The following is a 23,444-nucleotide window of genomic DNA, read 5'->3' as shown; positions in this document are numbered from 1 at the left end:
TGGTTAAGCTACTAAGAGCACACGGAGGATGCCTAGGCGCTAGGAGTCGACGAAGGACGTGGCGAACAACGAAATGCTTCGGGGAGCTGTAAGCAAGCTTTGATCCGGGGATGTCCGAATGGGGAAACCCGGCTGGTGTAATAGCCAGTCACTCACATCTGAATACATAGGGTGTGAAGAGACAGACGAGGGGAACTGAAACATCTAAGTACCCTCAGGAAGAGAAAACAAAAGTGATTCCGTCAGTAGCGGCGAGCGAAAGCGGAATAGCCTAAACCAATCAGCTTGCTGGTTGGGGTTGTGGGACGTCTCACATGGAGTTACAAAGGAACCGATTAAACGAAGAGGTCTGGAAAGGCCCGCCATAGAAGGTAAAAGCCCTGTAATTGAAAGTCTGTTCTCTCCGAGACGGATCCCGAGTAGTGCGGGGCACGTGAAATCCCGTATGAATCCGCCAGGACCATCTGGTAAGGCTAAATACTACCTAGCGACCGATAGTGAAGCAGTACCGTGAGGGAAAGGTGAAAAGCACCCCGGGAGGGGAGTGAAATAGAACCTGAAACCGTGTGCTTACAAGAAGTCAGAGCCCGATCTATGGGTGATGGCGTGCCTTTTGTAGAATGAACCGGCGAGTTACGTTCCCGTGCAAGGTTAAGGTGAAGAGCCGTAGCCGCAGCGAAAGCGAGTCTGAATAGGGCGACTTAGTACGTGGACGTAGACCCGAAACCGTGTGATCTACCCCTGTCCAGGGTGAAGGTGCGGTAACACGCACTGGAGGCCCGAACCCACGCATGTTGAAAAATGCGGGGATGAGGTGGGGGTAGCGGAGAAATTCCAATCGAACTCGGAGATAGCTGGTTCTCCCCGAAATAGCTTTAGGGCTAGCCTCGGTGTTAAGAGTCGTGGAGGTAGAGCACTGATTGGGTGCGGGGCCCGCCAAGGGTTACCAAGCTCAGTCAAACTCCGAATGCCATAGACTTATAACCGGGAGTCAGACAGTGAGTGCTAAGATCCATTGTCAAAAGGGAAACAGCCCAGACCATCAGCTAAGGTCCCCAAGTGTGTGTTAAGTGGGAAAGGATGTGGAGTTGCAAAGACAACCAGGATGTTGGCTTAGAAGCAGCCATCATTTAAAGAGTGCGTAATAGCTCACTGGTCGAGTGACTCTGCGCCGAAAATGTAACGGGGCTAAACACACCACCGAAGCTATGGCTTGATACGTATGTATCAGGGGTAGGGGAGCGTTGTATGTAGGTTGAAGGTGTACCGTAAGGAGCGCTGGACAGCATACAAGTGAGAATGCCGGTATGAGTAACGAAAAGACATGTGAGAATCATGTCCGCCGAAAGCCTAAGGGTTCCTGAGGAAGGTTCGTCCGCTCAGGGTAAGTCGGGACCTAAGGCGAGGCCGAAAGGCGTAGTCGAAGGACAACAGGTTGAAATTCCTGTACCACCGTAAGCCGTTATGAGCAATGGGGTGACGCAGTAGGATAGTGACGCAGACTGATGGATGTCTGTCCAAGCAGTGAGGCTGATGTGTAGGCAAATCCGCACATCGATAAGGCTAGGCTGTGATGGGGAGGGAAAATTGCAGTACCGAAGGTCATGATTTCACACTGCCAAGAAAAGCCTCTAGCCAGGTGATGGTGCCCGTACCGCAAACCGACACAGGTAGGCGAGAAGAGAATTCTAAGGCGCGCGGAAGAACTCTCGTTAAGGAACTCGGCAAAATGACCCCGTAACTTCGGGAGAAGGGGTGCCCCGGTAGTGTGAATAGCACGAGGGGGCCGCAGTGAAAAGGCCCAAGCGACTGTTTAGCAAAAACACAGGTCTGTGCGAAGCCGTAAGGCGAAGTATACGGGCTGACGCCTGCCCGGTGCTGGAAGGTTAAGGGGAGTGGTTAGGGGTAACCCGAAGCTATGAACCGAAGCCCCAGTAAACGGCGGCCGTAACTATAACGGTCCTAAGGTAGCGAAATTCCTTGTCAGGTAAATTCTGACCCGCACGAATGGCGTAACGACTTGGGCGCTGTCTCAACGAGAGATCCGGTGAAATTTTAATACCTGTGAAGATGCAGGTTACCCGCGACAAGACGGAAAGACCCCATGGAGCTTTACTGCAGCTTGATATTGGACTTTGGTACGATCTGTACAGGATAGGTGGGAGCCTTTGAAGCATGAGCGCCAGCTTGTGTGGAGGCGACGTTGGGATACCACCCTGATCGTATCGGAGTTCTAACCTAGGACCGTAACCCGGTTCGGGGACAGTGTCAGGTGGGCAGTTTGACTGGGGCGGTCGCCTCCTAAAGAGTAACGGAGGCGCCCCAAGGTTCCCTCAGAATGGTTGGAAATCATTCGAAGAGTGCAAAGGCATAAGGGAGCTTGACTGCGAGACATACAGGTCGAGCAGGGACGAAAGTCGGGCTTAGTGATCCGGTGGTACCGCATGGAAGGGCCATCGCTCAACGGATAAAAGCTACCCTGGGGATAACAGGCTTATCTCCCCCAAGAGTCCACATCGACGGGGAGGTTTGGCACCTCGATGTCGGCTCATCGCATCCTGGGGCTGAAGTAGGTCCCAAGGGTTGGGCTGTTCGCCCATTAAAGCGGTACGCGAGCTGGGTTCAGAACGTCGTGAGACAGTTCGGTCCCTATCTGTCGTGGGCGTAGGAAATTTGAGAGGAGCTGTCCTTAGTACGAGAGGACCGGGATGGACATACCGCTGGTGTACCAGTTGTTCCGCCAGGAGCACCGCTGGGTAGCCAAGTATGGACGGGATAAGCGCTGAAAGCATCTAAGCGTGAAGCCCCCCTCAAGATGAGATTTCCCAATTAGTAAGACCCCTTGAAGACGACGAGGTTGATAGGTTGGAGGTGGAAGCGCAGCAATGTGTGGAGCTGACCAATACTAATCGGTCGAGGGCTTATCCTAATATTAATTCGCAAAAAGTTGTTTCGTATCTAGTTTTCAGGGTTCAAACCTTGAATAAGTATTCCGTTTGGTGTCGATAGCGGAGGGGTTCCACACGTACCCATCCCGAACACGACCGTTAAGCCCTCTAGCGCCGATGGTACTTGGACCGCAGGGTCCTGGGAGAGTAGGACGATGCCAAGCAATAGAGACCGCTGTTGAGATGTAAATCTCGATAGCGGTTTTTTTGTGGATATATATAAAGACCCCGTCGATGAAGGATCGTGATCGTATTCCTTCGACGGGGTTATTCGTTTATTTGCGAAGCGGTAACCAATGTAACACGCGTTGGATATGTGTATCCCAGTACTCCCACGTATGATCGCCAGGGCCTTCCTCATAGGTTAAATCGAATGAGGTTTGTGAGCAAGCTTCACGGAAAACGGTATTCTGATCATACAAGAAGTCCTCTGTACCGCAGCTTTGGAATAGTTGTGGTGTTGGACCCTCAGCGCCATCCAACCGCTGTAACAGCGTGAGCAGGTCGTTATCGGTTCCAGCGATATCTTCATGACCATAGATAAGTCGATAATCATCGGGCATACGTTCTTGATTGATCGGATCTGCCATATTCAATGCACCGGAAAGGCTAGCTGCTGCAGCAAAACGATCAGGATGTGAAAGTGCGAGTTTGAAAGCTCCATATCCGCCCATGGACAGACCAGCAACAAAATTATCTTCACGTGCATCGGAGAGCGGGAAAAAAGAGCGAGCAGCTCTTGGCAACTCTTCGCTGACAAATGTCCAATATTTATTCCCGTAAACCATATCAGTATAGAAGCTGCGATCGACTTGCGGCATCACGACCGCGATACCGAGCGACGATACATAGCGTTCAATGGATGTCCGGCGAGTCCAAGTCGTATGGTCATCGGATAATCCATGCAATAAATATAGTGTCGGATGTTTATGACCGTGGACCACATTGGTCATGCCAATTTGGGTGGTTGTGTGCTCCGGTAAAATAACAGTCATTGCTGTACTCAGGCCAAGGGAGTTAGAGAAGAAATTACATTGTATGAGTGCCATTTGAGATCAATCTCCTTCATGTTTATTGTTATTACTCAAGTCCATATTGCTTTAATTTGTAATACAGTGCCCCACGCGAAATACTAAGCATTCTGGCTGCTTTGGCTTTGTTTCCTCCGGCCCGCTGCAGGGAATCAACGATACGAGCTCTTTCCAATTCTTCGGCATGGGCGTTCAGCGGCATGTCCTTCTCGGTCATGTCATGTAATAGAGGAAGTCGGGCATAGACAGGGAAATCACGTGATAATACCGTATGGCCTGTCTGTACGACAAGTGCAATATGCTCCATTGCATTTTTGAGCTGAGGCAAATTGCCCGGCCAATCAAAGGATACTAACGCAGCAACGGCTTCCGCACTAAAGCTGGGTACGGGTTTGTTCAATCGTTGGCATGCTTCTACCAGTAAATATGTACTTAATTCGGTAAGGTCTTGTTTGCGATCACGCAGCGGAGGGATCTCTTCTTGTTGAAAAGTATAGTATAATCCGCTGCAAATACCCATAAATTTTTCGGAACTCGGAATAACGGATTCGCTTACATCGTACATGTTCGAAGGCGCTGTAGCTATTAAGCGGCAATGTAAAGGAATGGATGTACTCCCTCCTACACGATGAAAGGAACGGGTTCTTAAGGTTTCAGCTAATTTTTCTTGAATCGTTAGAGGCAGGGTATGAATGTTCTTTAACAGCAAGGTCCCATCCATAGCCACATCGAACTTCCCCAAGCGCTCCTCTTCCCCTTGATAACCGAACAGTTCTGCTTCCAATAACCCTTCCGGTATGGAGGCACAATTCATCGTCACAAATGCACCGGTCCTCCCACTTGTAGAATGAATCCATTCCGAGATCGCATGCTTACCGACGCCTTCTTCACCTGTAAGAAGCAAGGGAATATCCGTCAGTCCAATAAGTGAAATGGTGCTTAATTGTTCTACTTTAAAAGGAATCGTAGAATCAAGCGCAAAAGGAATATCGGGTTTTCGAGATAACTCAGCATTCAGCTTCACGTATTGCGAAACATTCCGTTCAATGGAAATGGCACCTGCCAATTGCTGCTGTTCGTCGTAGATGGGAACCGTATTGATCATGACATGCATATCAGGACGCGGTTCATGGTACACCTGGTACACAGCCTGACCACTCTCCATCACTTGAAACAACATGACAGATTCTCTACGAAAAAAATCGCCGATTTTCCTCCCGATGATAACATCCCTGGAAATGTGATAGGCTTCCTCAGCAACACGATTCCAATAAAGAACAGTACCTTCCTGATCGACAATGGTGACGGCGTCATTGATGGCTTCAAGCAACGCTTCTAAATAAATCCTCATTCCACTTGTCACCGTTTTCATAGATTTTCCTCAATTATGGCAAATCAAGAATTGAAATGCAAGGGACTCCACGAAAGCAGTCGTGATGGTCATTTTTTATGAAATAAATCACATTAATAGCAATAAGTGATTATAAATAATCATATAGTGAATTAGTGATTAAATTTAAGCGCATTAGATTGTTAGATTTTCAGGTTTTCATTGAATGCTTAGGCGGAGGAAGGGGTCTGAATGGAACATGTGATGCGTAATGCCTTCATGTATCTCTCAAAGAGCAGGTTTGCAAATCGCGCAGCAAAAAAGTATGGATTACGTTTTGGTGCAAAAAGGTTTGTGGCAGGAGAACAGCTTATGGAAGCGGTTGCGGTCGTTCGCGAACTCAATGCCAAGGGGATTGTGGCAACTTTAGATCATCTAGGTGAATTCACAGCGACAGAAGCAGAAGCAGCAGAATCGGCAGCGTATTGCATACAGACACTGGAGATGATTGCAGCGACGGGTGTGAAATCTCATTTGTCCTTAAAGCTCACGCAATTAGGCCTCGACCTTTCTCCTGCGTTGTGCCTGCAGTATATGCGAAATATTCTGAATGTGGCTGTGAAGCATCGTAATTTCGTACGAATTGATATGGAAGACTATGCGCACAATGAAGCAACGATTCGGATGTTCAAGCAGCTGCGTGAGGAGTATGGCAATGCGATCGGGCTTGTCATTCAAGCCTATCTGTATAAAAGTGAGCAAGATATGGAGCAGTTGAGCAAATACCGTCCTAATCTAAGACTCGTTAAAGGGGCATATAAAGAATCGTCGACGGTCGCGTTTCCAGCAAAAGATCAGGTAGATGCCAATTTCCTGAAGCTGATCGAAATGCATCTTGATCAGGGTCATTATGCAGCCATAGCAACGCATGATGAACGAGTGATTCAGCATGTAAAACATTACGTAAAAGCTCACGGTATCCCGGTGACACAATATGAATTCCAAATGCTATATGGTATTCGCGTGCAAGATCAGCGACGTCTTGCAGATGAAGGATATACGATGCGCGTCTATGTTCCGTTCGGGAATGATTGGTATGGCTATTTCATGCGCAGATTGGCTGAACGTCCTGCAAATGTAGGATTTATTCTAAAATCGCTGTTTAAATCGTAATCGGTAGAGGAGGAGCAAGAATGGGAATGGTTGTATTTCGTAATGAGCCTTTTAGCAATTTCGCAAATCCGGCGGTACGAGCCGCCATGGAAGAGGCATTAATGAAAGTGAAACAGGAATTAGGACGTACGTATCAACTTGTTATTCACGGGAACAAGATTCGGACAGAGCAGCTTGGGGTGTCGATCAATCCTGGGCAATTAGATCAAACGATCGGCAGGGTAGCGCAAGCGAACCAAGAGTTCGCTAATCGAGCGATTGAATCAGCGGATGAGGCATACCGAACCTGGCAGCATGTAGATGCCAGTGATCGGGCGGGCTATCTTTTTAAAGCAGCTGCAATTATGCGCCGACGCAAATACGAGTATATGGCTTGGTTAATCTACGAGGTAGGTAAGAACTGGGCAGAAGCAGATGCGGATGTTGCCGAAGCCATAGATTTTCTGGAGTTCTACGGGCGCGAGATGCTCCGGTTAGATGAGGTACAACCATTGGTGCCTTATGAAGGAGAGGATAATCAGTTAACCTATATACCGTTAGGCGTTGGCGTCGTGATTCCTCCATGGAATTTCCCGCTCGCGATCATGGCCGGCATGACGACGGCAGCTATTGTATCCGGGAATACGGTGGTGCTCAAACCAGCATCCACATCACCCATCATCGCGGCGAAATTTGTAGAGTTGATGGAAGAAGTTGGCCTCCCGCCGGGAGTTCTGAATTTTGTTCCTGGTTCAGGAGCTGAGATCGGAGATTTTCTAGTAGAACATCCGAAGACCCGATTTGTGGCATTCACAGGATCCCGGGAAGTTGGACTCCGCATTAATGAGCGTATAGCGAAGCCGAGTACAGAGCAACGCTGGATCAAACGGTTTATTGCGGAGTTGGGGGGCAAGGACGGTATTGTTGTGGATCGCACCGCACGTGTGGAGGAAGCCGCTCTAGCCATTGTTCAATCCGCTTTTGGTTTTCAGGGACAGAAATGTTCGGCAGGTTCACGTGCGATCCTGCATCAGGACGTGTATGATGAGGTCTTGAGCAAGGTGATTGAGCTCACGGAGGCTCTTCAGGTCGGAGATGCAGCACTGAATTATGCAATGGGGCCTGTCATTGACGCGTCAGCTTATCAGAAAATACTCTCGTTCATGGAGATTGGAAAAACGGAAGGGCAACTTGTACTTGGTGGAGGCAAAGTGGAAGGCAACGGGTATTATCTTCAACCGACGATTTTTGCGAATGTAACCGAAGATGCGCGAATTATGCAGGAAGAAATATTCGGACCTATTTTAGCAGTATCGAAAGCCAAAGATTTTGAGGACGCGATCCGTTTATTCAATCATACCGAGTATGGTTTAACGGGTTCCGTATTCAGCGAGAATCGGCAGCATTTAACGTATGCGCGTCACAACATGCACTGCGGTAACCTGTATTTTAATCGGAAATGTACGGGAGCACTCGTCGGCGTACATCCCTTCGGAGGATTTAATATGTCGGGTACAGACTCGAAAGCAGGGGGAAGGGATTATCTATTGCTATTTACGCAAGCGAAGCTAGTCTCGGAGAAATGGTAAAGGCCTGAAGGGGATTCCCTTCAGGTTTATTTAGGTAAGTGGTGTGCTTGATTGGCGAACAAGCAATTTGGATGGCAGAATCACGCTCCGGTATTCATCGATAGGCCCGTGGATTCGATCGATGAGCATTTGCATGCCAATCCGTCCGAAATCATACGCTGGCTGTGCCGCAATCGTGAGGAAAGGATCGACGATATAATCCGGATCGAGATCATCGAAGCAGACGATGGAGAAGTCTTCGGGAACCCGCAAGCCTTTCGCGCGAAGAGATCGGATTGCTGCTAACGTGATGAAGTTATTGGCTGCGAATATGGCTGTAGGACGCTTACTTTTCGGCATCGCGATCATTTTCTCAATGATGGGATCCGCGTCAAAACGAGAATAGGTCGTATCGAACATGTAATCCGGTTGGACCTCAATATCATTCAATTTTAACGTTTCCAAGTAGCCTGCTCTACGCATCCGAGCGGTTGAAATATCTAAGGATCCATTAATAAATGCGATACGACGATGCCCAAGCGCGATCAGATGCTCGACAAGCGCTTTGGAGCCTTCCTTGCTGTCTCCTAAGACACGATCGGACTCTACTCCTGGCACCTCACGGTCTACAAGCACGAAGGGAATGTTATATTGCCGAAGCTTCTCCAAATGTTCTACGGAATGGTCCCCCGCTGGCGCAATAAGGACTCCATCTACCCGCATCGAGAGAACCGTATCGATATATTCTTTCTCCTTATCCAGGTTCTCATCGCTATTCGAGAACATGACTTGATAACCGAGCCGTTTGGCAGCATCTTCTGCTCCGCGGGCCAGCGTTGTATAGAATGGATTCGTAATATCCGTGATTAAAAGTGAAATAATCTTCGTCTGCTGCAGGACGAGGCTGCGCGCGGCTTGGTTCGGTACGTAATTCATTTCCGCCATAATGGCTTTGACGCGCTGTCTTGTCTTTTCGCTAATCCGTCCAGTGTTATTGATAACTCTAGAAACCGTCATCGTGGAACACTGCGCACGTTTGGCGATATCATAAATTGAAACCATGGTAAGATCCCTTTCTCAATCAGGTGTTTAAGTCATTATTGACGGAATTGATCTTGAAAGTCAAGGTCATCACTCAGGAAAATATCCCTTGACACTAAACCGTAAAATTGATACTTTTGAGTTACCGATAACTCTAAATCCGAGGTGATTGAATAATGGCTGGTGAAGTTGTAGCAGGTGCAGATGCATTAGTTGTGGATGAGAAGGATCATGTAGCCACCGCTTTGAAAGATATCGCAGCAGGGGATACCGTGCATTACAGAAGTAAAGATCAGCTGGTAACAGTTGTTGCGTTAGACCCGATTCCATTTGGGCATAAGATTGCTCTTGTCGACATGGAAGAAGGCACACATGTGAAGAAATACGGTGAAGTGATTGGGCGTGCAACGATTGCAATCGAACGTGGACGTCATGTCCATGTGCACAATGTGGAAGGGATTCGCGGTAGAGGAGACCAAAGTCAAGAGGCATAAGCGCCAGGGAGGCCAAGATCATGGATCATATTAAGGGATATCAACGTGCAAACGGAGAATACGGAATTCGTAATCATTTATTAGTGATTCCCACCGTTATTTGTGCGAATCAAGTATGCAATCGGATTAGTCAGAGTGTAAGTGGAACCGTTTCCATTCCTCATCAACATGGATGCAGCCAAATTGGCGCGGATAAAGTGCGTACATTCGAGACGTTAGCTGGTACAGGGCGCAACCCGAATGTTGGGGCCGTCATTATTGTTAGTCTGGGATGCGAAGTCATTAACCCGCATGAATTGGCACAATCCATCGGTGAGACGGGCAAACCCGTTGAAGTCATTGATATTCAAGAAGTCGGTGGATCGGTGAAAGCCATTCAAAAAGGAATCGAAATCGCCAAACGGCTGCGTGCTGGCTTGGATCAAGAGCCAGTTGTCGATGTTCCAATTAGTGAATTGCGCATTGGCGTGAAATGCGGTGGATCAGATGCGACATCAGGCATGGCATCGAATCCGGCATTAGGTGTAGCATCGGATATTCTGATTGCTAAAGGCGGAACCGTTGTCATCAGTGAAACGACGGAGATCATTGGTGCGGAACATGTCATGGCTGCGCGCTGCAGTACACCAGAGGTAGCGGATAAGCTGTATCATTTTATCGAACGTTTTGAAGTGGAAATTAACCGAATGGGCGCCGATATGCGCGGGGGAAATCCAAGCCCGGGCAACATTGCAGGCGGACTTTCTACTATAGAAGAAAAATCTTTGGGATGCATCAGTAAATGCGGTACTTCACCCCTCGTAGGCGCTTTTGAATATGCAGAAGCGGTTCCGGGTAAAGGTCTGTATTTCATGGATTCCCCGGGAAATGACATTGAGTGTGTGTCGGGTATGGCGGCTAGCGGTGTACATCTGGTGTGCTTTACGACAGGACGTGGAACGCCAACTGGCGCGGCTGTTATCCCAGTTATTAAAATTACCGGTAATGAGCGCGTATTTAAGTCGATGAACGATAACTTGGATGTGGATGTTAGTGCGATGCTGAACGGTACGTTAGGATTGAACGAAGCTGGGGAAGCCATCTGGCAGGAAATCGTTGAAGTTGCGGACGGCAAAGAGACGAAGGCTGAGATTTTAGGGCATCAAGAATTTAGTATCAACCGTATTGGACCAACATTGTAATAAATGAGGAGGCAATAGAGATATGAATCGATTAAAATCAAAAGTAGCACTTGTTACGGGTGGCAGCCGCGGTATTGGAGAGGCCATTGTCATTCGCCTAGCCGAAGAGGGTGCAGACGTAGCGATTAACTATACATCAGAACGCAGCTTGGACCTTGCAGAGCAGGTAAAAGCGAAAGTTGAAGCCTTGGGTCAACGCGCGATGGTCGTACGTGCAGACGTAGGCAGCAAAGCACAAGTTGAAGCAATGTTCGCAGCGGTAGAAGCGGAACTTGGACCGGTTGAAATTCTCGTGAATAATGCAGGGGTTGCACCATTCGAAGCTTTCATGCAGGTATCGGAAGAGACTTGGGATCGTACTTATAATACCAACGTGAAATCCATTTTCCTATGTTCTCAAATCGCTGCCAAAGGGATGATTGAACGCCGCTACGGTAAAATCGTTAACGTATTGTCGACAGCAAGCTTGGTGGTAACGAGTCCAGTAATTCCGCACTATCAATCATCGAAAGCGGCAGCGAACATGCTGACCAAAGGCATGGCGATTGAATTAGGCAAGTTCAATATTAATGTCAATGCGGTTGGACCAAGCACGGTGGATACGGATATGTGTACGGATTATCTGGCCAGCCCTGAAATTCGTCAGCAAGAAATTGATGCAAACCCGATGAAACGACTAGGAACTGCCCGTCAAATTGGCGATGCAGTTGTATTCTTAGCATCGGAAGAAGCCATGCAAGTTAATGGCCATTTACTGATGGTAGATGGTGGTTTAACGGTCAAAGCAGCACAACCAGATGATCATATGGAGCACTAAAACCAATCGTTCGTTCGAAATGAAAGGGGAGTACGTAGATGAGATTGCAGGATAAAGTAACGTTAATTACAGGATCGGGCTCTGGAATTGGAAGAAGTACGGCATTGCGATTTGCACAAGAAGGCGCAGTTGTAATCGTCAACGATTTGAATGTAGAACATGGGCAAGCCACAGTTCGTGAAATTGAAGCGGCTGGCGGCCGTGCCTATTTCATCAAGGCAGATGTAACCAAAGCTGCTGAAGTGCAAGCCATGGTCGCGGAAGCGATCGAACGTTACGGACGCATCGATGTGCTCTTTAACAATGCAGGGGTTAGTGGTGTGGGCCGATTGCATGAAATTGAAGAAGAAGCATGGGACCGCGTGATCAATATCAACATTAAAGGCGTATTCCTGCCTAGCAAATATGTACTGCCGCATATGATGGAAGCGAAATCCGGGTCTATCATTAATATGTCGTCGTGTATCGCGGAGATTGGTCTGGCACAACGCGGATCTTACTCCACGACCAAAGGTGCTGTTCTTGCCTTAACAAAATCCATGCAAGTGGATTATGCGCCGTATAATATTCGTGTAAATGCCCTATTGCCAGGGACCATTCTGACACCGTTTGTTGAAGATTACTTGAAGAAGTCTTATGATAATCCAGAAGAAGCGTATGCTTCATTGAAAACACGTCAATTAAGCGGTGATTTGGGACGTCCGGAAGATGTGGCGCAAGCGGCATTGTTCTTAGCTTCAGATGAATCGAAGTTCATGATGGGCTCCCCGCTGTATATTGACGGCGGTGTTGTATTCGGTAAAAACGCATAATCGACTAAGGAGGATCGCAACGTGAAATTATTAACATTCATTAACGAGGGTCAACAACGTTTAGGTGTTCGCACTGAGCAAGGCGTACTCGATGTTGTTGGTGCATTAGCCGCACAACCAGGGAACAATCAAGTACCTACAACAGTGATGGAAGTGATTGAAGGTGGAGTCGAAGCTGTTCAGGCGCTTCAATCCTTCATCAAGGAAGCCCCGACATCAAGCTACTTGGATGAGTCAACGATAACGTGGGGACCATGTGTCACAGCTCCGAACAAAATCATTTGTGTCGGTCTGAACTACCGTAAGCACGCGGAAGAGACGAATGCGCCGATTCCGCAATATCCGATCTTATTCAATAAATTCAATAACACTTTGACAGCTCACCAAGCAGAGATTGTTGTGCCGAACGTAACTAAAGAATTGGATTATGAAGCAGAGCTCGTGATCGTCATTGGGAAAAATACCAAAAATGTATCCCGTGAAGAAGCGCTTGATCATGTATTTGGTTACTGTGCAGTAAATGACCTGTCTGCACGTGATTTGCAGATGCGCACGCATCAATGGTTATTAGGTAAAACTTGTGATGATTTCAGCCCGCTGGGTCCTTACTTGGTTACAGCCGATGAAGTTGGAAATCCCAACGATTTGAAGATTAGCGCAACCGTGAATGGTGAAGTGCGTCAAAATTCAAATACGTCGGATATGATTTTTGCTTGCGATGAGATCGTAAGCTATATCTCGCAGCATATGACCCTGGTTCCTGGGGATATTATTTTGACAGGAACACCAGAAGGTGTTGTGCTTGGATTGCCTCCGGAACAACGCGTATACTTACAGCCAGGTGATGTTGTTACGATTGAAATTGAGAAGCTTGGCGCATTAACGAACCGATTTATTGGTGAATAAGTACATCATCGAATTACGAGCCTGTACAGCATGATTGCTGTGCGGGTTTTTTGCGTTTTTTGGAATCAGCCTTGTCCTTCTTCGGTTTCCTTGCATATATTGTGGTATGAGAGGAGGGACATGCATATGGATCCGCAACAATTTATTTCGAGGATTGCGCCGATGGCTGTCAAAAGCATGCAAGACACCGGGATTCCAGCTTCACTGACGATTGCGCAAGCCGCCCTAGAGAGCGCTTGGGGAAGCTCGGGTCTGACGGTGAAGCAGAATAACCTGTTCGGGATCAAAGGAGGGAACAGCTCTTGGCCTACGATTGAATATGGTCCCGATGGCAAGCCATATCAAACCACGGCATCTTTCCGCAGCTATGCAGACTGGCAGCAATCCATTGATGATCATTCCTCATTGCTATTGAATGGGACACGCGATAATCCCAACCGGTATCGGAAGGTGATCGGTGCAGATTATAAAACAGCAGCCAATGCGGTAGCACAAGGCGGTTACGCAACCAGTCCAAGCTACGCGGCCTCATTAATTCGATTAATCGAACAATATCATTTATATATGTTTGACACGGCCTCAACAAAGGAGGAGAACACGTTGAATTTAAACGCAAACCAGCAGACGATGTTAGTGGCAGCCTTAGACGATTTGATCAAAAAAGGATATATTACGGACCCGAGTTGGCTGGATAAGGCCAAGAATAGTCAATTGACGTTATCTGAATTGACTTGGTTAAATACGATTGTGTTAAGTCGTTTAAAATGAATAAAATGCAAGAGCAAAGGGGCGAACCGAGCGGGTTCGCCTTTTTTTTTTGGATGATATTTGGAAGGAATGATTCAAATTTAAAATTCTAATTTTTTTGTGATATACATCACATGCCCGATGTTAAAATTCTGATAAAATGACTTTGAGATAAAATTCACAACCCAGTGGGGGCTATAACAAATAGGAGGGTCTAGAGAATGAAAAAACTATCTGTAATTTTAATGACGACTGCGTTGGTAATTGGTCTATTAGCAGGTTGCGGAGCAAAATCTGACGACAAAGCGGCTACAGATAACACAACATCCACAGAACAAACAACAAATGATAATGATAGTGCTGCTAAGCAGGGGGCTTACGCGGATGGAACATATTATGCAGAACAGCCTGAATTCGCAGAAGGTTGGAAATATGCTGTGACTTTGAAAGTGGAAGGCGGCAAAATTACGGAAGCGAACTGGAATGGGATCAATGAAGCAGCAGGCCCAGACAAGAAGACTCTTTCTAAAGAGGGTAAATACCCAATGAAAGAAAAAGGCGGCGCGCTCGCTGAATGGCACGAGGAAGCCCAAAAAGCAGAGCAATTCTTGATTGAAAAACAAGATCCTAAAGCCATTACAACGAACGCTGACGGTAAATCCGATGCGGTATCTGGCGTAACGATTACAGTAGCTCCTTTCGCAGAATTGGCTGAGAAAGCACTAGCAGCAGGTGTGGTTCAACCAGGTCCTTATAAAGATGGTGCTTACCATGCTGAAGAGGCAGACTTCGATAAAACTGGCTTTAAATTTAGTGTTGATTTGACGGTTCTTAACGGGAATATCGTTGCAGCGAACTGGGATGGATTGAGCAAAGACGGTGGAGACACAAAGAAAAAATTATCCCAAGACGGTAAATACGGTATGAAAGAAAAAGGAAACGCTCTTGCTGAATGGCATGAAGAAGCAGCAGCAGCTGAGAAATTCTTAATCGAGAAACAAGATCCTTCCGCATTTGCTCTGAAAGATGACGGTAAATCGGATGCGGTATCCGGTGTAACGATTACGGTTAGCCCATTCGTTGACTTGGCTACAAAAGCATTAGAAGGCGCGAAATAAGCAGAAATACTTACGAATGGATGAACAAGAAAGAATTCCCTGTCGAGCAAACGGCGGGGGTTTCTTTCGTAAAATACGAACGAAGAGGTGACTCCCATGACAAAGAAAATCGTTGTTCTTGGTGGAGGTTACGGAGGCGTCTTAACGGCGAAGAAATTAGCCAAGAAATTTAAGAAGGGATCTGGCGTTGAGATCAAATTGATCGATCGCAAGCCATATCACACACTCCTAACTGAATTACATGAAGTAGCAGCAGGTCGGGTTGAAGAGGACTCGATTAAAGTCGATCTGAAGAAAATTTTTGCAGGACGTAATGTGGATGTTGTATTGGATGATATCGCGAACATCGACTTCGATAACAATACACTGCACTCCAAAGGGAATAATAAATATCAATACGATTACTTAGTTATCGGTACAGGTTGTAAGCCATCGTACTTCGGAATTTCAGGCGCAGAAGAGCATGCTTTCTCCTTATGGTCTTATGAAGATGCTGTAAAACTTCGCGAGCATATCCGTAACATGTTCATCGCGGCTGTAAAAGAGACGAATCCGACAATCCGCAAACAAATGTTAACCTTTGTCGTTGTTGGAGCCGGTTTTACGGGTATCGAAATGATCGGCGAATTAGGGGAATATAAAGAACAATTATGCAAAGAATTCTATGTGGAACCTTCTGAAGTACGGTTAGTTGTTGCTGATATGGCTCCAAAAATTCTTCCGATTCTACCGGACAAATTGATTGCCAAGGCTAAAAAACGTCTCGACAAACTTGGCATCGAAGTGATAACAGGAACACAAATTACGGGCGTATCACCCACATCCGTTAGCTTAGGTGAATCGGGTGACATTGAAGCGAAAACTGTCATTTGGACCGCAGGTGTCGAAGGTTCGGATCTTGTTGGCGACCTGGACTTGGAACAAAAGGGCAGAAAACGGATCGTTACGAACGAACACTTACAAAGTGTGGATCATAAGAATGTGTATGTTGTCGGCGATAACATCTTCTTCATTCCAGAAGGCGAAGAACGTCCTGTTCCGCAAATGGTTGAAAATGCCGAGAATGCTGCACCTGTGATAGCGAATAATATTCATGCAGTGATTACGGGCGGCGAGCAGAAAGCTTATAAACCAGTATTCCACGGAGCCATGGTATGTATCGGTGGACGTTACGGGGTAGCCAATGTAGGTCTTCCTGGCAAAATGTTTATGTTCTCTGGCTTCATGGCAATGTTCTTCAAACATTTCATCAATCTGTTCTACTTGTTCCAAGTATGCGGATTTAATAAATGTTATTCCTACATGTTACATGAGTTCTTCCATGTTCCTAACCGTCGCAGCTTCGTGGGCGGGCATTTATCGAAGCGTTCGCCGAATTTCTGGCTGGTACCGTTACGGGTATTCGTCGGTGCGATGTGGTTAAAAGAAGGATTGAATAAGTTACCTAAGGTATGGAAAGATCCAACGAACATTTTCTTGATTCCTGCGAAAGCCGTAGATGGTACATCTGCTGCCACGCAAGCGATCTCGGATGTCCACCAGACCGTAGATGCATCGGCTGCTGCTTCGGCCGTTGAGGGTGCTAAAACGGCGGTTGAAGCGATCCCTGTGCCAGGTTTCATTAGTAATATGGTGAATGGTACCATGGATATGTTCTTCTATACGAACGATGGCGGTTATACGTTCCTAGCAACGCTTTTCCAGACGGCTATGGTTGCCGGTGAAATTATCTTTGGTTTGATGTTGATTGCGGGTCTATTCACGTCGATTGCTTCGATTGCGACAATCGGTATGGGACTCATGATCTGGACTTCCGGCATGGCTCCTTACGAAATGTTATGGTACTGGTTCGCAGGCTGTGCGCTTATCGGCGGATCCGGAAGCACGCTTGGCTTGGACTACTACTTGTATCCTCATCTCAAAAGAATATGGAAGAAGATTCCGATCGTTCGGAAATGGTACATTTACGCGGATTAAAACAAGCACGATGTATCAGTCCATTGTAAAAAAGAAGCGTAATGTGCAAGCTTGTACATTACGCTCCTTCGTTTACCCCATAGAAAAACCATCCTCTAATCGCGGTCGCTCATCTTTGAGAGGCCTTGATAGAGGGTTTCCCACATGTGAGTTTCTCGCAGCAATGCTTATCGTCACATCGTCGATGAGCTCGTTATTTACTTGAGCAGAAAAGCAGGTGATTAATCATGAGTGCGAGCTTGTTAATCAGCCAAACGATGAATCAATTGAAGAAGCAATTATCCCAAGAGGCAGGAATTGCGATTGAAATGGATACAAGATGGGTTCGAGATATGGCAGAATTCCTGAATGAGTATGACATGGAAGACGATCGTCGTGAGTGTATCTTAGGATGTTATATATTGCTTCGATTATCTTTACAATGCCATGATGGTGTTGGTAAAGATGAGCAGCAATTGACGAAACGAATTCTAGACGGCGATTATTTGCAAAGTTTATATTTTGAATATGCTTTACGATATAAAGCAATGGATTTACTCAGATCGTTAGCAACGGTTCATAAGTCGTTACAAATTCGCAGAATTGAAGGAAAGCCCGCTGATTATCTGCTAGGGACTGCGATTCAACAATTTGTGACACGCCGATACGTGCAGGTGACCTATGAAGTTATCTGAGGCGCTTCACATTGATATTGATCGGATAGACAAAGAAATGATTGATTTGGTCCGTTATGATCGGGATCTATCCGTATTTTCTGTTGTTAAACGCAGTGTAATCGAGCTCATTCAAGCGGGAGGCAAAAGGCTTCGGCCCATGATGGTCATCATCGGGAGTCGATTCGGTACGGAATTACAGGATAAACAATTGATACGGCTTGCAGCAGCAGCAGAATTTATTCATGCTTCCTCCTTAATCCATGATGATATTATTGATCATGCGGACCAACGGAGACAACAACCTACCCTGCATGTGAAGACCGACGTATACACCGCGACACATGTGGCGAATTATATGATGGCTCGAATCGTAGAAGCGCTTCTTGAGTATTCAGATGAAGACAAGACCGAAGATTATCTTCAAGAGCTGATTGCAGCTGCGCCTTCTCGGCTCTGTCTAGGGGAGTATCAGCAGCTGAACACACGGTTCGATTACGATATTTCTCTTAAGATGTACTTGGAGAAGACAATGAATAAAACGGCGCTGCTTATGGCTGCCTGTCTTCAAGTTGGTGCGCGTGCCGCTGCGGCGGATGAACGGGTAGCTCAGAAGCTCTTTGATTTTGGGGAAGCGGTCGGGATGTCTTTTCAAATTCGCGATGACTTGCTTGATTTTGTACAGACCCAGGAGAAGCTAGGCAAACCTGCAGGAGCGGATTTAATGAATGGTCAAGTCACATTGCCCGTGATTTACGCATTGGAAGATGAGGTGCTTGGGACACGGATTCGTGGATTACATGAGCATTCAACGTTAAATGAGTTCCAGGCGATTGTTGAGGCGATACGGCAGAGCGATGCATTGGAGCGAACGGAAGCAATAAGCCGGGAATACATGCAGAAAGCCTGGGATATTATCGATGAGTTGCGTGATTTCGAAGCGCATCAAGATCTGGAAGTGATCTGGCATTATTTTAATCATCGGGATTTCTAACACCTATTCCATCCTATTTGAAATTGTAAATACGGGTCCCTTCGGATCAACAGTGATATGACTCCTTAGTATTGAGGGGCGGCCTGTTGGACCGAAGGGATTTTGTTTTCTGCTGGTATTCGTTCATATGTAAGGGGTTACAACCTGCTTCTGAATGGTATATAATGGCTCATATCTGATGTTCAAGATGCAGTATAAGGTAAAGGTAGGTCGGATCATGAGGAATTCTTGGTTTAAACGGCTTTTGCTTTCCTATATGCCGATGTTTATTATCGTGATCACGTTTATTTTCTTCGTGTTTTTTCAGCTGTTTAGTGAACAGAACCGTAAGGAAGCATTAAACGCGAATAAAATGTTATCATTGCAAGCGATGCGTCTCGTAGATACGTCACTCAAAGTCATCGACAATATGGTTGTGTTAGAGACGATCAATAGCAAGCCATTAAAAGATTTTTTTAAGTCAGGCACCACAGGTGACCCTTATATTAATATTAGTGCCGTTCAGAAGTTGAAAGAAATGATTAACTACTATCCCTTAATTGATTCGATCTATTTGGTCAGGTATTCCGATGGGTTCGTGCTTAGTGATGCCACCAATTCGTTCGTGAAGCAATATCCGGATCAGACATTTATAGAGCAATATCAAATATCCAAAACGCCGAAGTGGACCGATGGCCGTACGTTCGAACAGTTCAAAAGGATCGGCGGTAAGCAAGTTGTTAGTCTCGTGCGAGGATCCCCGTACATGAAAAATGATCAGGGGATGATCGTCATTAATGTCGCAACCGATACCTTGAACAAATTAACCAGGGATCTTTACGATTCCAAAGTGAGCTTCATCCAGGTCACCGATACGACCGACAACATGCTGTTCGGTAGTCCGATTCAGGTCAAAGATTCTGAAATATATTCCCAATATGTCTCAAGCTACTCGAAGTGGAAGTATGGGAGTGGACTTGTTCATGGCGGGTTCGTACATATCATTTCTTCCTTATATAATGTGTGGTTCGTCATCGGTTTATTGATGATCGCGCTCGGATTGATATGGATGATCTATGTATCTCGTAGAAACTCAAGACCCATTGAACAGATTGCAGCACGGTTTAGCGGGTATTCCTTACCTGTATCTGGCGGGGGCTCCAAGCGTGGAGCGCCTGACGAGTTCGCATTCATAGAATCAGCACTGGATAATATTCTCGAGCAGTCGAAGCAATATCAGCAAAAATATCAGGAAGATCTCCATCTTCGAACACGGTTTCTCTTTCATCAATTAATTGAAGGGGGCTCGGCGCTTACCCAATCGGATTGGGAGCTGCAAGCCCTTCAGTTAAAATTGCCCTTGCCACTGGGCTTGTACCGTATATTGGTGGTAGAGATCGATAAATACGGAGATTTCTGCAGCAACTTCTCGAAGGGAGATCAGGACCTTCTGAAATTCACGCTTCGGTCGGTCGTAGGAGAAATCGCCTCGAAGCTGGAGAGCCAGCAATGGTCAGAGTGGACGTCAGCGTCGAATTTATCTGTCATGTTATTTGAGAAGGGGGATGTGGAGCGAGGGGAACAGTCCATCCTCCTTCAGTTAGTCGACCAAATTCGTGCATGGACCGAGCAAAATTTGAAATTTACGATCACGATCGGAATTGGACATCATGCGGAGACAATCCAAGGTATTCCTAAATCTTATAAGGGCGCGATGGAAGCGCTGAAGTATAAAATTGTTCTTGGTGAGAATCGTTGGATTACAAGCGATGACATTGCAAGTCAGAGTCAAGCCGAAATCTATTCCCATCTAGGTGCGATACGATCGATTGCGCAATCTTTTCGAATGCTGGAAAACAATTGGTCGGATCAATATGATGAATGGTTCGTTCAGTTGAAGCATGGGCGGTTGACGAACGATGAAATCGTAAATTTAATGAACTACTTGATTTATTACTTTGGACGCGAGATGTCTACAGCCAATAAGAACTATCATCAGATTTGGATTCAAGAAGGGCTGCCGAAGCTTAGCGAGCAGATGGACAACGATTATTCGCTCGATCATCTGCGGGATGAAACAAAACAGGTGCTTCAAGCCTTATATGTCTCTTTACAGCAGTTGCAGGACGAGAGCCAGCACGCTTCGCTAATCCGAGACATCCGTAAGTACATGGAGCGGGACTATGCGAATCCCAATATGTCATTGGAATGGTTGGGCGAACAATTCCATATCAATCCGAAGTATGTGAGTCGATTATTCAAAGAAAATACGGGTCAGAAATTCGTCGATTTCCTCATTGATCTGCGGATGCAAGAGGCACAGCGATTATTGGTCGAGACGAACGATGCGATCCAGGAGATTGCGGAGCAGGTTGGATATACCAGCGCGATTTCGTTCAGCCGTGTCTTTAAGAAAATAACGGGCTATTCGCCAGGGGAATATCGCACAGAACGTACGCGCAGGGCGAATGGTTGAAAATGGTTTAGTCGTAGAAAACAGTCAAAGCAGCGAGATATCTCGCTGCTTTTTCTTGTTTCATCGGCCATGCGAAAATGGTTGCATCGGTTTATTCTTGTTTCTTGTTCATTCATAGGGGTTCCGCCTACAATCGGAAGTAGGTTAAGCCACCCCATGAAACTACAAAGACGGAAGGAGTTTTATGTTATGCCCAGTCTGAATAAGAAGCTACACACGGATTCTCCTATGCATGGCGGAATATCAGCATTAACACAAACTTCCGCGGTTCGCACATCGCCATGGAAAAAGATCAGGCGCCATTGGCAGTTATATCTTGTTATCTTGTTACCCTTGCTGTATTTGATTATTTTCAAATATATACCCATGGCCGGCATCGTGATCGCCTTTAAAGACTACAACGTGATCAAAGGCATTTGGGGAAGTCATTGGGTAGGCCTGAAGTACTTTGAGCAGTTTTTTGGATCACCGAATTTCTGGCTTTATATCAAAAATACGCTGGGAATCAGTTTTTACGGATTACTCGTTGGTTTCCCCGCACCGATCATTCTAGCGCTGGCTTTGAATGAAATCCGTAATGGGTTATTCAAGAAAAGCGTACAGATGGTCTCTTATGCGCCATACTTTATCTCAACCGTCATCATGGTATCCATTATTATTGTGAACCTGTCGCCCAATGTGGGAATGGTCAGCAAGCTGTTTGGAATGCTTGGCGTAGAGAATACGAATTTTATGGGGATTCCTGGTCTGTTTAAATCGATTTATGTATGGTCAGATGTATGGCAGCATACGGGGTACGGCGCGATCATCTATATTGCGGCCCTGTCCGGGGTGAATCCCGAACTGTACGAATCTGCCAAAGTAGATGGTGCATCCCGAATCCAGAAGATCTTGAACATCGATATTCCAAGCTTGATTCCTGTATCGGTGATCCTATTGATTTTGAACCTAGGCAACATCATGAAACTAGGGTTCGAAAAAATATATCTGATGCAAAATCCGCTGAATTTAAGTACGTCAGAAGTCATTTCAACGTACGTGTACAAGGTTGGGCTTCTTGGGTCAAGCTTTAGCTTCTCTGCGGCGATCGGATTTTTTAACTCCATCATCAATCTCATTTTGTTAATCTCAGTGAACTATATTGCAAGAAAATTATCCAATAACAGCCTATGGTAATGCTGTGCACACAGGAAATCAGGAGCATGAAAGGAGAAGCGTTATGAAGTCCACATCATCTCACATTCAAGAATCCAAAAGCGATCGGGTATTTATGTTCTTCGTCTATGTATTCTTAACCTTCGTTCTATTGGTTGTAGCGATTCCGCTACTATACATTCTTAGCTCTTCGATCAGCTCGCCACAGGCCGTCGTAACAGGTAAGGTATGGTTGTTCCCTGTTGATTTTACACTGGATGGCTATAAGGCCGTATTTCGCAATTCCCAGATTGGGATTGGTTTTATGAACTCCTTCTTCTATACGATCGTCGGTACCTTAATCAATGTCCTATTGACGATTATGATTGCTTACCCGCTAGCTAGAAAAACGTTCTATGGTCGCAATGTGTTTATGGTCATGCTCGTTATTACGATGATGTTCGAAGGCGGTCTTATTCCGTTCTACTTGGTTGTCAAAAACCTGCATTTGCTGGATACGCGGTGGGCGATGATACTCCCCGGGGCGCTGGCTGTCTTCCAAGTCATCATTGCACGAACCTTCTTCCAGACGTCCATTCCAGATGAACTATCGGAAGCGGCAGAGCTGGATGGATGCAGTGATATTCGCTTTATTATCAGTATTGTCTTACCGTTATCGAAGCCGGTTATTGCCGTCATGACCTTGATGTATGCCGTGGGGCATTGGAATGCATATTTCGATGCGTTGATTTTCCTGCGGTCACCGGATTTATTCCCGCTGCAAATCATCCTGCGCAACATTCTGATTCTGAGTTCAGTCGATCCTTCCATGATGGCGAATGTCGACCAAGTACAGGCTCAACAAGGGCTCAGAGAACTATTGAAATATTCACTAATCGTCGTTGCAAGTGCGCCGATTCTCATTATTTATCCATTTGTACAGCGGCATTTTGTTAAAGGGGTTATGATCGGTTCCCTGAAAGGCTAATTCAATCAAATATTCCTTTTCATAAAGGAGGTGGTGTGTTCTTAAAGAGCAATAACATGTATGGTATACAAAAGGATGCAGGGTCATGGGTTTCATTA

Annotated in this window: 18 protein-coding genes and 2 rRNA genes; 17 read left to right on the top strand and 3 right to left on the bottom strand. The window is 46.2% G+C overall.

What is annotated here, in order from left to right; all coding sequences use genetic code 11:
• The first annotated feature begins 1 nt into the window (after nt 1).
• Nucleotides 2-2,929: ribosomal RNA gene (locus BVG16_RS17740) — 23S ribosomal RNA — on the top strand.
• Nucleotides 2,930-2,995: 66 nt separating this feature from the next.
• Nucleotides 2,996-3,112: ribosomal RNA gene (gene rrf / locus BVG16_RS17735) — 5S ribosomal RNA — on the top strand.
• 111 nt (nt 3,113-3,223) lie between these two features.
• Here the strand turns inward: rrf and BVG16_RS17730 are convergent.
• Nucleotides 3,224-3,997 carry an alpha/beta hydrolase gene (locus tag BVG16_RS17730; protein WP_078500105.1) on the bottom strand — a complete coding sequence of 258 codons (774 nt, stop codon included), beginning with the start codon at nt 3,995-3,997 and terminating at the stop codon, nt 3,224-3,226.
• Between the two features lie 31 nt (nt 3,998-4,028).
• Complete coding sequence (locus BVG16_RS17725) at nt 4,029-5,351, bottom strand: sigma 54-interacting transcriptional regulator (protein WP_233147073.1); 1,323 nt, start codon at nt 5,349-5,351, stop codon at nt 4,029-4,031.
• A gap of 210 nt (nt 5,352-5,561) precedes the next feature.
• Between BVG16_RS17725 and BVG16_RS17720 the strand changes: the two genes are divergently transcribed.
• Nucleotides 5,562-6,482 carry a proline dehydrogenase family protein gene (locus tag BVG16_RS17720; protein ID WP_078500103.1) on the top strand — a complete coding sequence of 307 codons (921 nt, stop codon included), beginning with the start codon at nt 5,562-5,564 and terminating at the stop codon, nt 6,480-6,482.
• 20 nt (nt 6,483-6,502) lie between these two features.
• Nucleotides 6,503-8,050, top strand: a complete 1,548-nt coding sequence (gene pruA / locus BVG16_RS17715) for an L-glutamate gamma-semialdehyde dehydrogenase (protein WP_078500101.1) — start codon at nt 6,503-6,505, stop codon at nt 8,048-8,050.
• Nucleotides 8,051-8,080: 30 nt separating this feature from the next.
• Here pruA and BVG16_RS17710 read toward each other — a convergent pair whose 3' ends face one another.
• Complete coding sequence (locus tag BVG16_RS17710; RefSeq protein ID WP_078500099.1) at nt 8,081-9,091, bottom strand: LacI family DNA-binding transcriptional regulator; 1,011 nt, start codon at nt 9,089-9,091, stop codon at nt 8,081-8,083.
• A 155-nt stretch (nt 9,092-9,246) separates the two neighbouring features.
• Between BVG16_RS17710 and BVG16_RS17705 the strand changes: the two genes are divergently transcribed.
• From BVG16_RS17705 to BVG16_RS17645, 13 genes are all read left to right on the top strand, one after another.
• Nucleotides 9,247-9,564 carry a UxaA family hydrolase gene (locus BVG16_RS17705; protein ID WP_078500097.1) on the top strand — a complete coding sequence of 106 codons (318 nt, stop codon included), beginning with the start codon at nt 9,247-9,249 and terminating at the stop codon, nt 9,562-9,564.
• Nucleotides 9,565-9,584: 20 nt separating this feature from the next.
• Entirely contained in the window at nt 9,585-10,745 is a 1,161-nt protein-coding gene (locus BVG16_RS17700) for a UxaA family hydrolase (protein WP_078500095.1), read from the top strand.
• A gap of 22 nt (nt 10,746-10,767) precedes the next feature.
• Nucleotides 10,768-11,562 (top strand): SDR family NAD(P)-dependent oxidoreductase, encoded by a 795-nt coding sequence (locus BVG16_RS17695; RefSeq protein WP_078500093.1) that lies wholly within the window; start codon nt 10,768-10,770, stop codon nt 11,560-11,562.
• A gap of 38 nt (nt 11,563-11,600) precedes the next feature.
• Nucleotides 11,601-12,374: an SDR family NAD(P)-dependent oxidoreductase gene (locus BVG16_RS17690; protein WP_078500092.1), complete on the top strand. Its 774-nt coding sequence runs from the start codon at nt 11,601-11,603 to the stop codon at nt 12,372-12,374.
• Nucleotides 12,375-12,395: 21 nt separating this feature from the next.
• Nucleotides 12,396-13,280: a fumarylacetoacetate hydrolase family protein gene (locus BVG16_RS17685; protein ID WP_078500090.1), complete on the top strand. Its 885-nt coding sequence runs from the start codon at nt 12,396-12,398 to the stop codon at nt 13,278-13,280.
• A 126-nt stretch (nt 13,281-13,406) separates the two neighbouring features.
• On the top strand, nt 13,407-14,048 hold the full coding sequence (locus tag BVG16_RS17680; protein WP_078500088.1) for a glycoside hydrolase family 73 protein: 642 nt from the start codon (nt 13,407-13,409) through the stop codon (nt 14,046-14,048).
• 200 nt (nt 14,049-14,248) lie between these two features.
• A complete protein-coding gene (locus BVG16_RS17675) occupies nt 14,249-15,145 on the top strand; it encodes an FMN-binding protein (protein ID WP_078500086.1) in 897 nt (298 codons plus the stop codon).
• A gap of 96 nt (nt 15,146-15,241) precedes the next feature.
• The gene (locus tag BVG16_RS17670) at nt 15,242-17,122 is read left to right on the top strand and encodes an FAD-dependent oxidoreductase (RefSeq protein WP_078500084.1); all 1,881 of its coding nucleotides are present in this window, start codon (nt 15,242-15,244) and stop codon (nt 17,120-17,122) included.
• A 227-nt stretch (nt 17,123-17,349) separates the two neighbouring features.
• Complete coding sequence (locus tag BVG16_RS17665) at nt 17,350-17,796, top strand: hypothetical protein (protein WP_078500082.1); 447 nt, start codon at nt 17,350-17,352, stop codon at nt 17,794-17,796.
• Nucleotides 17,783-18,769 carry a polyprenyl synthetase family protein gene (locus tag BVG16_RS17660; protein ID WP_078500080.1) on the top strand — a complete coding sequence of 329 codons (987 nt, stop codon included), beginning with the start codon at nt 17,783-17,785 and terminating at the stop codon, nt 18,767-18,769. Before BVG16_RS17665 ends, BVG16_RS17660 begins: the two co-directional genes overlap by 14 nt.
• 217 nt (nt 18,770-18,986) lie before the next feature.
• Nucleotides 18,987-21,224: a helix-turn-helix domain-containing protein gene (locus BVG16_RS17655; RefSeq protein ID WP_144027412.1), complete on the top strand. Its 2,238-nt coding sequence runs from the start codon at nt 18,987-18,989 to the stop codon at nt 21,222-21,224.
• A gap of 228 nt (nt 21,225-21,452) precedes the next feature.
• Nucleotides 21,453-22,400 carry an ABC transporter permease gene (locus BVG16_RS17650; protein WP_233147080.1) on the top strand — a complete coding sequence of 316 codons (948 nt, stop codon included), beginning with the start codon at nt 21,453-21,455 and terminating at the stop codon, nt 22,398-22,400.
• A 43-nt stretch (nt 22,401-22,443) separates the two neighbouring features.
• On the top strand, nt 22,444-23,346 hold the full coding sequence (locus BVG16_RS17645; RefSeq protein ID WP_078500077.1) for a carbohydrate ABC transporter permease: 903 nt from the start codon (nt 22,444-22,446) through the stop codon (nt 23,344-23,346).
• The last annotated feature ends 98 nt before the right edge of the window (nt 23,347-23,444 follow it).

The sequence above is a fragment of the Paenibacillus selenitireducens genome (assembly GCF_002021565.1).
GTDB classification, from domain to species: Bacteria; Bacillota; Bacilli; order Paenibacillales; family Paenibacillaceae; genus Paenibacillus_K; species Paenibacillus_K selenitireducens.
The sequence above is the reverse complement of the archived record's forward strand: the minus strand, read 5'-3'. Positions and strand labels throughout refer to the sequence as shown.

What these genes read in the sequence shown, in the direction of transcription:
- BVG16_RS17725 (WP_233147073.1), bottom strand. Translation starts at nt 5,351, where the DNA reads ATGAAAACGGTGACAAGTGGAATGAGGATTTATTTAGAAGCGTTGCTT.
- BVG16_RS17705 (WP_078500097.1), top strand. Translation starts at nt 9,247, where the DNA reads ATGGCTGGTGAAGTTGTAGCAGGTGCAGATGCATTAGTTGTGGATGAG.
- BVG16_RS17650 (WP_233147080.1), top strand. Translation starts at nt 21,453, where the DNA reads ATGCATGGCGGAATATCAGCATTAACACAAACTTCCGCGGTTCGCACA.
- BVG16_RS17655 (WP_144027412.1), top strand. Translation starts at nt 18,987, where the DNA reads ATGAGGAATTCTTGGTTTAAACGGCTTTTGCTTTCCTATATGCCGATG.
- BVG16_RS17675 (WP_078500086.1), top strand. Translation starts at nt 14,249, where the DNA reads ATGAAAAAACTATCTGTAATTTTAATGACGACTGCGTTGGTAATTGGT.
- BVG16_RS17660 (WP_078500080.1), top strand. Translation starts at nt 17,783, where the DNA reads ATGAAGTTATCTGAGGCGCTTCACATTGATATTGATCGGATAGACAAA.
- BVG16_RS17700 (WP_078500095.1), top strand. Translation starts at nt 9,585, where the DNA reads ATGGATCATATTAAGGGATATCAACGTGCAAACGGAGAATACGGAATT.
- pruA (WP_078500101.1), top strand. Translation starts at nt 6,503, where the DNA reads ATGGGAATGGTTGTATTTCGTAATGAGCCTTTTAGCAATTTCGCAAAT.
- BVG16_RS17645 (WP_078500077.1), top strand. Translation starts at nt 22,444, where the DNA reads ATGAAGTCCACATCATCTCACATTCAAGAATCCAAAAGCGATCGGGTA.
- BVG16_RS17665 (WP_078500082.1), top strand. Translation starts at nt 17,350, where the DNA reads ATGAGTGCGAGCTTGTTAATCAGCCAAACGATGAATCAATTGAAGAAG.
- BVG16_RS17720 (WP_078500103.1), top strand. Translation starts at nt 5,562, where the DNA reads ATGGAACATGTGATGCGTAATGCCTTCATGTATCTCTCAAAGAGCAGG.
- BVG16_RS17710 (WP_078500099.1), bottom strand. Translation starts at nt 9,091, where the DNA reads ATGGTTTCAATTTATGATATCGCCAAACGTGCGCAGTGTTCCACGATG.
- BVG16_RS17670 (WP_078500084.1), top strand. Translation starts at nt 15,242, where the DNA reads ATGACAAAGAAAATCGTTGTTCTTGGTGGAGGTTACGGAGGCGTCTTA.
- BVG16_RS17690 (WP_078500092.1), top strand. Translation starts at nt 11,601, where the DNA reads ATGAGATTGCAGGATAAAGTAACGTTAATTACAGGATCGGGCTCTGGA.
- BVG16_RS17680 (WP_078500088.1), top strand. Translation starts at nt 13,407, where the DNA reads ATGGATCCGCAACAATTTATTTCGAGGATTGCGCCGATGGCTGTCAAA.
- BVG16_RS17730 (WP_078500105.1), bottom strand. Translation starts at nt 3,997, where the DNA reads ATGGCACTCATACAATGTAATTTCTTCTCTAACTCCCTTGGCCTGAGT.
- BVG16_RS17695 (WP_078500093.1), top strand. Translation starts at nt 10,768, where the DNA reads ATGAATCGATTAAAATCAAAAGTAGCACTTGTTACGGGTGGCAGCCGC.